The sequence below is a fragment of the Rhizobium sp. YTUHZ045 genome (assembly GCF_051124255.1).
Classification (GTDB): Bacteria; Pseudomonadota; Alphaproteobacteria; order Rhizobiales; family Rhizobiaceae; genus Rhizobium.
On record NZ_CP101435.1, the window covers coordinates 19,363 to 31,394 of the forward strand.

Below are 12,032 nucleotides of genomic sequence, written 5' to 3' on the forward strand. Positions count from 1 at the left end.
TCCAATGGCCGAGGAAGAACCGAACCGGATCCCGGGCGAGCGCGCCGAAACGACCACCGGCCGCAGGCTCGACAACAATCCGGTGCTCAGACGCGGCGCGGTCGCGCTTGCGATCATCGTCTTCGTCACCTTCGCCCTCTGGTCGATGCGCGGAGAAAACAAGGATGGTGACGGCGCACAGCCCGAGCGCGTCGTCATCCGCCAGACATCGGACTTCGAGCCGGCGAAGGAAAGAGCCGAACCGGTCGTCACGCCGACCGAAGTCAAGTTACCGACGCCCATCGTCACTGAGGCGGCCCCGTCGGAAGACGATAAGCTGCTCGACGCCGCACGTCGCGCACCGGTGATCGCTTTCGGCGGCAAATCGCCGTCGACGCAACGCGAGACAGACGAGAAGACGGCCGACGCCACGTCCAACTATCTGCCGCTCGGCGTCACTCCGGCCGGCATCAACACGCAAACCGAAAACGAAGACCAGCGCTTCAACCGCCTGATGACGCCCACTCAATTGCAGGGGTCGCGCGCCGGCACGCTCGGTAACCGGGACTTCATCGTTGCCATGGGAACCTCGATCCCTTGCGTGCTCGAAACCGCGCTCGCCTCCGACCAGCCGGGCTTCACCAGTTGCGTCATCAACCGGGATGTCCTCTCCGATAGTGGCCGCGTCGTGTTGATGGAAAAGGGCACGCAGGTGGTCGGCGAATATCGCGGCGGGCTGCAGCGCAGACAAAAACGCCTGTTTGTCCTTTGGAACCGCGCTAAGACCCCGAAAGGCGTGATCGTCACACTCGCGTCGCCGGCAACCGATGCGCTCGGGCGCGCCGGTATGGACGGCTATGTCGACACCCATTGGTGGGAAAGGTTCGGCAGCGCCATTCTGCTCTCCATCGTCGGCGACGCGACCTCCTATGCCAACAGCCGGTTGCAGGACAGCGATGTCGATGCGCAGAACACCACAAATGCAGGAAACCAGGCCGCGGCCATCGCGGTCGAGCAGTCGATCAACATTCCGCCGACGCTCATGAAACATCAGGGCGAACTGGTGTCGATCTTCGTGGCGCGCGACCTCGACTTCTCGAGCGTCTATCGCCTGCGCGTCACCGAACCTCGCAATCGCATCTATGACCGCGCCGTACTTGGGGATTTCCTCCCGGATTCGAAGCTCGTGACCAAATAGGCCCTCTCATGACTGAAGGTCCAGACGCCGGTGTCGTGCGGGAGCTGCTTGTTCCCTTTGAAGACTTCTTGGCTGACGAGACTCTCTATGAAGTGATAGTCAATCGGCCCGGGCAAGTCCTGACGGAAGGTGTCGGTGGGTGGCGGACCCATGACCTGCCGGCCCTTTCGTTCCAAAAGTTGATGCGCCTTGCCCGGGCCGTGGCGAGTTTCTCCCATCAATCGATTGACGAAACCCGGCCGATCCTGTCGGCTACGTTGCCCGATGACGAACGCATCCAGATCGTCATTCCGCCAGCAACCGCCAAGGAGACCGTCAGCATCACGATCCGCAAGCCGTCTTCCGTGTCGCTCAGCCTGCAGGATCTTGAGAACGGCGGGCTATTCGCCGACGTCGCCCCGGCAAGCCGCGACGCAGCACCCTCCGACCACCGACTCTTGGAACTCCACCGAACCGGCGCCCATAGGGCCTTCCTTCAGGAGGCCGTGCTTGCACGAAAGAACATCATAATCTCCGGCGCCACGGGCTCGGGCAAGACGACGCTTTCAAAGGCACTGATCCGGCATATTCCGGATCACGAGCGCATCATCTCGATTGAGGACACGCCTGAGCTCGTCATCCCGCAGCCCAACAACGTGCGTCTGTTCTATTCCAAGGGCGGGCAGGGTCTTGCAAAGATTTCTGCGAAGGACCTGCTTGAATCCTGCCTGCGCATGCGACCCGACCGCATTCTCCTTCAGGAATTGCGGGACGGAACGGCCTTCTACTACATCCGCAATGTCAATTCCGGCCATCCCGGCTCGATCACCACGGTTCATGCGGATTCGGCGGAACTAGCCTTCGAGCAGTTGACGCTGCTCGTGAAGGAATCGGACGGCGGCAAGGATCTCGAGCGCCACGACATCCGCGAGATGCTCAAAATCGCTATCGATGTCGTTGTGCAATGCAGGCGCGTCGCCGGGAAGTTTCGAGTGACGGAAATCTATTTTCGGCCCGCTCATCCTGACGCAAACGCCATCAGCAGTCGCTAGCGCGAATAGCGGGGCGGGTTCACGCTTCACTCCCGGCTGGCGGCCTCCCGCGCCGATCAAGTGATGCGGGTCAGATGATAAGGTCGTCGGCATAGACCGAAAGGATCCATCCCGGCAGATAGGGAGCTGCCTGCAGCAGGCGGCCCCTCTCAAAGACCAGAATCTGCTGAGGTGGTTCGTTGAGCTTCGAATTGTCAAAGACCATGCCACGGTCGGCACGAAGGACGGCTTGCCGGATCAACGGCTGCCCACGATCGTAGCGTGCTCGAATCTTTTTTTCCGGGACATCATGGCCCCCTTCGTCGGCGCGGCCCTTGACCCGCGCCACCGAGAGATCGGGACTGTCGACACCGACATGCATGACAATGACGATGTAGCCATGCGTCCGTGCGGTTTCGATAATTTCCAGTTTCGATGAGTGAGAGAAGACGGTCTCGGTCACAAAACTCTTGCCTGCCTCAAGCATCTCCGCCCGGCGGTCGCGCGCAATCTCGGCAGCTTTATAGGCCGCTTCCATCGAGCTGTCCTTGAGCTCCTCGCGCTGGATGATGTCGGCATTGATAAAAGGACCCGCGAAGCCTGGAGCAACGCGGGTCTGGTAGAGTGTCGACTTGCCGGCGCCATTTGGTCCGGCAAGCAGAACAAGGCTGGGTCTCATGCGGCTGCGTCATCCTTTGCATAGATGAGGTTGCCACCTGCATCGAGACCAACGCCGCGACCCAACATTCTGCGTTGAGCAAAGAATTCTTGTTCAGCCGTCGTCGGTTCAGCCATCTTGGTCGTGAACGCATCGAGCCAGGCGGCTTCTTCATCCTCTTGGAGTTCGGTCGTATCGAGTCGGCCCTCGAGTGCCAGCTTGATCCGGCCATAATCGAAGGTCCCGGAATGCTCGATTGCTCGCCCGATTTTTACCCAATGCGTTATCTGACCGGCAACAGACCTACTCTGAAGATCGGCTTCCCGACGGATGAGTGCCATTATGTCGTCTGCAAGTTTGACCGATTGAGCCATGTTCATCTCCTGCATGATCATATAGGTAGCAAAATGCTACCTGAAAATCAAGGGCAGACCGAATGGCCCCAATCTTCGGCAGACGGCATCGACAGCGCATGATCGGTAGGCTCAAGACTGTGAATTCGATCGTCTCTACGAACGCAGACAGAATGCACTTTGGCATTCTCAGCCGAGGCTAGGCCATTTTCGCGGCTCAGAACCGGCCGAGTGTTTCTACTTCGGACACATTTGTGCCAGCAGTTCTTTCCATTCAGCCGCGAAGTTTGAGGGTTCCGGCGTGGCGGCCCGGATGGCGACGAGGCCGGAGTAATTTGGAAATAGCCCTTGACTCCCTCGGTGCCCGCCAGTCCGGGCGTTTCCGCTTCTGCTCAGAAGATTGGATAGTAGCCTTGCCAGTCTTCAGGCCTCGCCCCCAAGAATCTGAGGCAAGAGGTCTCCAAATCGATCGTTATTCAAGGAACCTAACGAGTCGACGCCGCGTTTTGCAGGCATTGGACCAATAAGTGGATCCAGATGATCTGATAAAGCACTGGAGCGAACCCCTGCCCGCCCCATAAGGCGTTGGCCTGATGCGGTGGCGCTCGGCGGCTCATCTGGCTGTTGCCGTCAGCAGTGCAGCCACAGGAACGCTCACCGCGCTGACGATCAAGACCACTACCGTAGCAATCCTGATCATTCGGGTGCGACGCGCCCGGAGCGGGTCCCACTCATAGGACATGCAAATCTACCCGGCATTGGTCCGAAGCCCCGCAACGGGGACCGCTGCTACTGCCAAGCAGCCGCTGCCGCTTGTTGCGTCGCTGCAGCGAGTTCTCCACCCTAATCATGATCGCAAGATAGCCTTGTTTGCCGCGGCAGTCCGTGAATCTGTTTCCCCGGCCTCGTTTAGCCGGCCATTCAATTCGCGGCTCGTGCGGAAAAAGGGCACCCATTTTTCCTCGACAAAAACCGCGCCCCCCGTCCGCGGATTTCTCGCTGACCGTGACGGTCGATTGCGCACGGAAAAGACGCCGAAGCCGCGCAGTTCCACACGACTGCCGTCGGCGAGCGTCGCGGCGATCTCTTCGAGGACGGCATCGACGATCTTCTCGGCGTCAGCGTGATAGAGATGGGGATTGCGAGCGGCAACCAGGGAAACGAGTTCGGATTTTATCACGGGCGACCTCATAAAGGATGCCGGGGAAGGGGCGGCTGATGTCCGCTCGGGTGACCGGGGGTGCCGTAGGCTTAAAAACGAAGGCGCCTCGCGATCAACTTGTAATCGTGGCGGACCGGCCGCTTGGCACGCCGGCCGGAGTTGGCGGGGAGGAAGAGAGGGGGAGGGGGGAAGGGGGATCGTGACGGGTTAAGGTGGTCGGAGAGAGGCTCCGGCCGGCCCGTCATGGAGAACCGACATGGCCCAGGCCATCCAGAAAATTACCCTTAGCGCGGCCCGCGATATTCCCTTCAACAAGCTGGTGCTCAGCCAGAACAACGTTCGCCGCATCAAGGCCGGCGTTTCGATCGAGGACCTTGCCGAAGACATCGCGCGGCGCGGCTTGCTCGCCAGCCTCAATGTCAGGGCGGAGCTCGACGCCGATGGCAACGAGACCGGTTTCTACCGGGTTCCGGCCGGCGGTCGCCGCTACCGGGCCCTCGAGCGCCTCGTCTCCCAGAAACGGCTCGCGAAAACCGCCGGTGTCCCCTGCATTGTCAGCCAGGCGGCAACGCCGGAGGTCGAGGATTCCCTTGCCGAAAACGTGCATCGCGTCGACCTCCACCCGCTCGACCAGTTTCGGGCCTTCCAGACTTTGAAGGAACAGGGTCAGGATGAAGACGACATCGCCGCGCGCTTCTTCGTCTCCGTCGCGACGGTGCGGCAAAGGTTGCGGCTTGCAGCGGTCTCACCGCGCCTTCTCGATCTCTACGCCAGCGATGAGATGACCCTGCAGCAGGTCATGGCGTTTTCGATCACCAATGATCATGTCCGGCAGGAACAGGTCTGGGACACGATCTCGCGCCAGCACGTCCGTGAGCCCTATTACATCCGCCGGCTTCTGACCGAGACAGCAATCCGGGCGAGCGACCGCCGTGCCGTCTATATCGGTATCGAAGCCTATGAGGGTGCCGGCGGGGTGGTCATGCGCGATCTCTTCGACGAGGACAATGGCGGCTGGCTGCAGGACCCGGCTCTGGTCGAGCAGCTCGTCATTGAGAAGCTCAATGCCGACGCCGAGGCGATCAGATCTGCTGAAGGCTGGAAATGGATCGAGGCTGCCTTCGATTTCCCCTACGGCCACACCTCGGGGCTTCGCCGCTTCTACGGCGAGCAGCCGGAGATGACCGCGGACGAGCTGAAGCGCTACGATGCCGTCAAAGCCGAGTACGACGCGCTCGACGCGGCTTATGCCGAGGCCGAAGACTATAGCGAGGAGACCGAGCGCAAACTGGAGGAACTTGGCGGCGAACTCGACCAGCTGAACGACCGGCCTTACGTGTTTGACGGCGACGAGGTCGCGCGCGGCGGCGCATTCATCTCGCTCGGTGCAAACGGCGAGCTCAAGATCGAGCGAGGTTTCGTCCGCCCAGAGGACGAGCCGAAGGTAGACGTTGATGGCGGCGACGCGTCGGAAGGTGATAATGATGTCGTCGGCGGCCGTCCGACCGTTTCTGCCGACGGTAACGCGGTGCATGGTGTCGGCTCCATGAATGCCGAAAGCGAAGAGGAGGAGGGTTCGCTTCGGCCGCTCTCCGAACGCCTGGTGCTGGATTTGACGGCAACCCGCACCGTTGCGCTGCGCAACGCGCTCGCCAATGATCCGGTCATTGCCTTCATCGCGGTGCTTCACGCCTTCGTGCTGAAGACCTTCTATCTCTACGGGTCCGATACATGCCTGGAGGTGACGCTGCAGAGCGCCCGATTCTCGCAGACGCCGGCGCTTGGTGATACCGCGTGGGCCAAGGAGATCGACCAGCGGCAGGAAGCATGGGGTCAGGATCTCCCCAAGGATCCCGACGCGCTTTGGGGCTTCCTGATCGGGCTCGACGACGCTAGCCGGCAGGCACTCTTTGCACATTGCGCCTCGCTGTCGTTGAATGCGGTCATCGAACCCTGGAACAAGCGCAGCCGCGCGATCGCGCATGCCGACCAGGTCGCACGATCGATCGGTTTCGACATGGTCGAGGCCGGTTGGACGCCAACGGCCGACAACTACCTGGGTCGGGTCACCAAGGCCCATATCCTCCAGGCCGTGCAGGAAGCGAAAGGCGAGCAATCGGCACAGCTGATCGGCCATCTGAAGAAGAGCGATATGGCGCGTGAGGCCGAACGGCTCATCGCCGGAAGCGGATGGCTGCCGCAGCCGCTCCGCGCTGCCGAAGACGTCACCAGCGATGATGTCTCCACAAAGGTCGAGAACACCGGTGTCACTCCTGACGCCGAGGTTGGCGCCGCGCTCCCCGCCTTCCTGACGGAAGACCTCGATTCCTGCGATCGGGACGACGACGCAGATCGAGAAGACGGCTACGGCCATCTCGACGCCGCTGAGTAAACCGATCTCCCCATCTCATCCAAGGCCCGGCCCCACAGCTGGGCCTTTCTTTTTAAGGAGCATTCCGATGCCCGACTTTACGATTGAGACCACCTATCGTCTGCCGGTCTTCCGCCATCGCACCTATCGCGCCGAGACGTGCGATGCCGCATGTCGCGCGGCAATTGAGGACAACGATTGGGACGACGCCCGGCATGACTACGAAACCGCAGGCGAAACTCATGTGAGCGGCATCTGGCAGGGCGCCGATGCCGCCTATCGCGCTCCGGCGATCCCGATCCCCCCTGAATTCACGGAAACGGTTCAGCGCAAGGCGGCGCATTTCGAAATCCTGCTCGGGGTCCTGAAGATCATCCTCGCCGACATCCGGTCGGACAGGCCAACCGCCTCCGATTGGGTCGCAAGAGCGTCGTGGGTGGTTGCCCGCGCGGAGGCGATCCTTGCCGGCGCACCCGACCCCGAAACCCTGTCCGGAACGATCATAGGAGGCGAGAGCGATGGCTGAGATCATCGAGACTGTCGTCTACCGGTTCCACGAGCTGTCGGATGCGGCGAAGGACAGCGCCCGCGCCTGGTACCGCGAAGGCGGCTTCGACTACGACTGGTTCGATTTTGTCTATGAAGATTTCGAGCGCATCTGCGAAATCCTCGGCCTCCGCCTCAAGACATGCACGGTCCGTCTCCAGGGCGACGGCTCCCGCCAGGATCCCTGTATCTGGTTCAGTGGGTTCTGGAGCCAGGGAGATGGTGCGTGCTTCGAAGCCTACTATTCCCACGGCAAGCAGGCGCCGCGCCGGATCAGGGAATACGCGCCACGGGATGCCGAGTTGCATCGGATCGCCGACATGCTCCAGGCAATTCAGAAGCGCAATTTCTACCAGCTCCGCGCGGATGCCACCCATCGTGGCCACTACTACCATGCCTATTGCATGGCGATCTCGGTTGAGCGGGACAGTCCGTCGTACCAGGCAATGACGATCAACGCGGAGGAAGCCGTCATCGAGAGCCTCCGCGATCTTGCTCGCTGGCTCTACCGGCAACTCGAGCGCGAATACGAGTATCTAACGTCGGACCAGGCCGTCGACGCGGCGATTTCGGCCAACGGCTACACTTTTACCGCATCCGGCCAGCGCTTCGGCTGATCCGCGCCGGTGCGGCCAATCTCAGAGGAAGAGGGCCGTCAGGCGGGGGCGGTCAAGATGCGGCGGAGGGAGAGAAGAAGTCTCGCCCGTCACGGGTGCGGAAACCTGCCGTCGCGAACTCACATCTGACCACATCATCGGCTGCCACCGCCTCCGGCAGTCACCATCCCCAACAGCCCGGCCCAGTGCCGGGCGTTCTCGTTCCAGGAGACTCCTATGAACACGATGATTTCCAGCGTTCAACCGGCATCGTCCGGCTTCAAGGTCGAAATTTCCCGCGGCGAACGCATCGGACGGGTTTCATCCGAATGGTTCTCGCGCCCCGACGACGAGCGATACCTGTCGCTTTCCGAACTCCATCATGCCGTCAAGTCCAGGGCCGAGCGAGCGCGTGTCCGGACAGTGGAAACCTCGGCGATCCGCGTCGAAGCGACCCGCAGCAATGCCGAGCGACTAGAACTGGTCGTGCCGGGCGGACGCCAGCCGATCGCGCCGACCCATTGGGGCTACGGCCAGCTTTGCAGTCTGGTCGGCGCTCCCGCGAGCTACATGCGCCAGCTTCCCGCGCCGCTTGCCGCGATCAACCTGCAGCACGGCCTCCTCGACGGCCGCACTGAGCTCGTAAAGACGCTGGAGATGGACGACGGCCGCACCGAGCTCAGGGCTGTGACGGGTCCCGACTATGGCAGGATCTGGGATCACGCGCTCGTCTCGGCGATCATGAACATCGCCGGTAATGGGACTGGAGATACCTTGTGGAAAATACCAGGGGTCCTCGATTGGTCTTCCATGACCCACAACCCCTTCGTCGACATCACCAAAGACACGACGACACTCTATGCCTCCGACCGCGATGTCTTCGTATTTTTGGTCGATGACACCCACCCGATCGAGGCGGGGCGGTTGCCGAACGGCGAGCCCGATTTGTATTTCCGCGGCTTTTATGCCTGGAACAGCGAGGTCGGCTCGAAAACACTTGGAATCGCGAGCTTTTACCTGCGTGCCGTTTGTGCCAACAGGAATTTGTGGGGCACCGAAAATTTCCAGGAAATCACCATCCGGCACTCGAAGTTCGCGGCACAGCGCTTTGCCCATGAGGCAGCACCGGCGCTGACGAATTTCGCCAATTCCTCGCCCGCCGCCTTTGTGGCCGGCATCCGGGCGGCACGCGAGCGGGTCGTTGCGCGAAACGACGAGGATCGCACGGATTTCCTGCGTAAGCGCGGCTTCTCCAAGGCCGAATCCGGCAAGATCATCGAGACGGTGCTTTGCGAAGAAGGTCGCCCGCCCGAGTCGATTTTCGACTTCGTGCAAGGGATCACGGCGCTCGCGCGGGGCAAAGCCCATCAGGACGCCCGCCTTGAGCTGGAATGCAAGGCAAAGAAGCTGCTCGAATAAGCTTCCTGATCGCCTCGACAAACCTTTCAACCAACCCCTGATCGCCCGGCGTTGCGCCGGGCCTTCCCCTTGCTGCGGCTAAGAAGTCGAGACTGGGCTGATCTACGCCTGATCCGTCCCGACCTTATGGGCGCTGAGCAGCAGCCTGTCCCTTCGCTAAATTATGGAGAAATCTCATGAAGACCACCAAAGCGTATCTCGTAGAGCCGCTAATCGCGACGATCCGCATCGTGGCGATCCCCGAAGAAAACTGGCTTGCCGTCATCCGAAACCTGATCGGCTGCGATCTCATCGACATGGTACAGATCAATGAGACCCTTGCCATTGTCGTCGACGACAACGGTCTACAGGAGGCCCTGCCTTGCGTGACGCAACTTCACGGCTATCCGTCGCCGCTCGCGGGCAATCTCCTGATCATCGGTACGAATGAATATGGCGAGACCGTCGATGTCACGACCGAAATCGAAGACGTAGCCAGCCGGCTTACGATCGTCAGGCCGATGTTGCATCCGGTATTCGAGTCGCTAAACGGTCCGCGCATCTTCGGCACGCGGCTGAGCGCCATGGAAGTGCATGTCGACCGGCGCCCGCCCGCCGTCATGGATAAAAATGTCCACTGATCGTTGCGGTCCGATCATTTGCCTTCGACCATGCAAACGGAAATCCGGCCATTCGCCAATGGCTGGATCGTCAACTCAAGGTTTCGGAGCTCTTGGGAAGAGCTCAACAATCAACTACAATCCGTTTCGATCCATCCGTATGGAGACGGACATGCCCATCAGAGTCGATGATCCGGAAGCCGAGCTCCTGATGCGCAAGTTCGCGTGGATGGCCGGCGTCGGCATCACGGATGCAATCGTCATCGCAATGCGCGAGGCGATCGACCGCCGCAGCCATGCTGAAACTCCGCTCGAAACCGCGGCGCGGCTGCGGCAGAAGCATGGCGTGTCGATGAATGACGAGACACGAACGCCGCTTTCCCGTGATGTCTTTGACGCCATGGGGAGCGATGGCTGATGTTCGTCGATGCCAGCGCGATTATCGCGCTCTTGTCGGACGAACCGGAAGCAGCACGCGCGTCCGATGCCATCGCGTCAGAAAGAGTTCCTTTCAGGTCGCCCGTCGCCATTTTCGAACCTGTTCTCCGCCGACGGCGGAGACAACGCGGCTTGCCATTCTTGCCGCCCATCTTTATCGCAGCGGACGCCGTGGCCTTAACTTGGGCCACAGCTTGCACTACGCGTGCGCTAGGTTCCACGGCGTCGCGATCCTTGTCACGGCGGACGAATTTCGGTCGACAGACCTGGAAACCATTCCCTGATTCCACTGCTACGGCAGTCTCGGCATATCACCCTCGGCGACACGCCAGACCCATGGGATCATTTCCGGCCGCGATTCCTTCAGATCCGCAAGCGCTGCCTCATAGTCGTTGCTCGCCCCAGCCGGCACGATATACATCGCGACCGGTCCTGACCGTTCTTGGGGCAGCGTGACAGATGCGATCGGTTGATCTGCGGCTAGATTGAAGCGTAAGCCCTTCACGCTCTTGCGCCGCCATCCGGACAACTTTTCCAAAAGGCGTTGTTCCTCGACGCTCTCGAACGGAATCCAGTTCTCATTGACCACCATCAGCGCGACTTCCTCCACCGTGGCTATCCCCGCCCCCGAAATCCCGAAGGTCGCGATCATGATGAGATGAAACTCATTGCTCGAACGCCAAAGCTCGAGGTCTCTTTCATACCTGGCGTTCAGGAGTCTCCAGGTGCCGGCTTCGATCATGAAGGGGAAGGGTAGGTGGCGCACCAGGATTTTTTGGCCGTCTCTCGCAGCGTCGAAGTCCTTCACCTCCGCCACCGCCAGCATGAGTTTACGCGGACCCGAACCCGACGCTTTGGCGCCGGCAAGTGTCGCCGCACGGCGAGCAGCGATCCCGTCCTTGTCCTCCGGGTGGTACGCCTCAGGGACAAATAGGATGTCGCTGAGCGGCGCACCGCGAACGTTCATTTGGGTAGCCGCATTGACAAGGCTTGCGCGAACACGCCCCCAGCCGCGCTTTCCGCTCCAGAGCGCGGTCCACTCTGTCAGTTCGCCCGTATCCCAAAGATAGTGCAGCAGGGCGCGCAGCGACAGTTTCTTCGCTTCATTGCGCACACTCTCGGCCGGTCGCGATGGCTGAGCGGCGCTTGCGCGACTGCCGCGTTTGGACAGGGAAAAATCGAGCTTGAGGAGCGACGATCCGGATGCCGCGTCGATCTGGATCGCGTTCCCGATCAGTGGGCCGAGACCGGAGAGCTCGTAGGGCGGCTCAAAGGATGAGCAGCCGGCTTCGTGATCCCGCCCGGTCAGCGGCATCCGCTTGACGAGGTATTGGCCGTCAACCTGGGCAATATACATTGGGACCGGCGGGTCCTTGCACTGGCACTGCGGCCGGAGCTTCTGTTCATACGCCTGCGGGAGGACACCCTGCAATTCCGGAGAACCCTCTTCGAATGACCTGCCGCCGATTAGAAACCGCCGCACATTGTCCCTCCTGATCGGTCATTTCAGTCGCACGTGATCGCGCCGACTGCGATGTAACACGAAGCCGGTCGACTATACTAGCGCAGAAAAACCACTATGGGTCATTGCTTCGGCCCGGCAGGGAGCCAACGCAGCGGAATTGGAAGGGAACGACGGTATGGGCCTGAGCTCGCACCGGTCGCAGCCCGTGTTGTGCCGGTGCTGAGCGTTTGGAGAGGGA

The 12,032-nt window shown here is 61.0% G+C and carries 12 protein-coding genes; 8 read left to right on the top strand and 4 right to left on the bottom strand.

The annotated features are described in order from the left end of the window. Window positions 1-4 precede the first annotated feature (4 nt). Complete coding sequence (virB10, locus tag NMA58_RS29600; RefSeq protein ID WP_431324639.1) at window positions 5-1,177, top strand: type IV secretion system protein VirB10; 1,173 nt, start codon at window positions 5-7, stop codon at window positions 1,175-1,177. Window positions 1,178-1,185: 8 nt separating this feature from the next. Beyond that, window positions 1,186-2,208 (top strand): P-type DNA transfer ATPase VirB11, encoded by a 1,023-nt coding sequence (gene virB11, locus NMA58_RS29605; RefSeq protein WP_416068619.1) that lies wholly within the window; start codon window positions 1,186-1,188, stop codon window positions 2,206-2,208. Between the two features lie 70 nt (window positions 2,209-2,278). Here virB11 and NMA58_RS29610 read toward each other — a convergent pair whose 3' ends face one another. From NMA58_RS29610 to NMA58_RS29620, 3 genes are all read right to left on the bottom strand, one after another. Further along, a complete protein-coding gene (locus NMA58_RS29610; protein WP_416068618.1) occupies window positions 2,279-2,866 on the bottom strand; it encodes a zeta toxin family protein in 588 nt (195 codons plus the stop codon). Further along, window positions 2,863-3,219, bottom strand: coding sequence for a TA system antitoxin ParD family protein (locus tag NMA58_RS29615; protein ID WP_416068617.1), 357 nt, complete (start codon window positions 3,217-3,219; stop codon window positions 2,863-2,865). The genes NMA58_RS29610 and NMA58_RS29615 overlap by 4 nt, the downstream gene beginning before the upstream one ends. An 826-nt stretch (window positions 3,220-4,045) precedes the next feature. Then, window positions 4,046-4,378 (bottom strand): integration host factor subunit beta, encoded by a 333-nt coding sequence (locus tag NMA58_RS29620; RefSeq protein ID WP_416068616.1) that lies wholly within the window; start codon window positions 4,376-4,378, stop codon window positions 4,046-4,048. Between the two features lie 238 nt (window positions 4,379-4,616). Here NMA58_RS29620 and NMA58_RS29625 point away from each other — a divergent pair, with 238 nt between their 5' ends. The 6 genes from NMA58_RS29625 (at window position 4,617) to NMA58_RS29650 (ending at window position 10,309) form a co-directional block, all read left to right on the top strand. Continuing rightward, window positions 4,617-6,752 carry a ParB/RepB/Spo0J family partition protein gene (locus NMA58_RS29625; protein ID WP_416068615.1) on the top strand — a complete coding sequence of 712 codons (2,136 nt, stop codon included), beginning with the start codon at window positions 4,617-4,619 and terminating at the stop codon, window positions 6,750-6,752. Between the two features lie 67 nt (window positions 6,753-6,819). Further along, window positions 6,820-7,257: a hypothetical protein gene (locus tag NMA58_RS29630; protein ID WP_416068614.1), complete on the top strand. Its 438-nt coding sequence runs from the start codon at window positions 6,820-6,822 to the stop codon at window positions 7,255-7,257. Continuing rightward, window positions 7,250-7,894, top strand: coding sequence for an antitoxin of toxin-antitoxin stability system (locus NMA58_RS29635; protein ID WP_416068613.1), 645 nt, complete (start codon window positions 7,250-7,252; stop codon window positions 7,892-7,894). The genes NMA58_RS29630 and NMA58_RS29635 overlap by 8 nt, the downstream gene beginning before the upstream one ends. A 216-nt stretch (window positions 7,895-8,110) precedes the next feature. After that, window positions 8,111-9,292, top strand: a complete 1,182-nt coding sequence (locus NMA58_RS29640; RefSeq protein ID WP_416068612.1) for a DUF932 domain-containing protein — start codon at window positions 8,111-8,113, stop codon at window positions 9,290-9,292. Between the two features lie 176 nt (window positions 9,293-9,468). Then, window positions 9,469-9,912, top strand: coding sequence for a DUF3846 domain-containing protein (locus NMA58_RS29645; protein ID WP_416068611.1), 444 nt, complete (start codon window positions 9,469-9,471; stop codon window positions 9,910-9,912). A gap of 151 nt (window positions 9,913-10,063) precedes the next feature. After that, on the top strand, window positions 10,064-10,309 hold the full coding sequence (locus NMA58_RS29650; protein WP_416068610.1) for a type II toxin-antitoxin system VapB family antitoxin: 246 nt from the start codon (window positions 10,064-10,066) through the stop codon (window positions 10,307-10,309). 312 nt (window positions 10,310-10,621) lie between these two features. Here the strand turns inward: NMA58_RS29650 and NMA58_RS29655 are convergent, their stop codons facing one another. Next, window positions 10,622-11,812, bottom strand: a complete 1,191-nt coding sequence (locus NMA58_RS29655) for a DUF1173 domain-containing protein (protein ID WP_416068609.1) — start codon at window positions 11,810-11,812, stop codon at window positions 10,622-10,624. Window positions 11,813-12,032 lie beyond the last annotated feature (220 nt).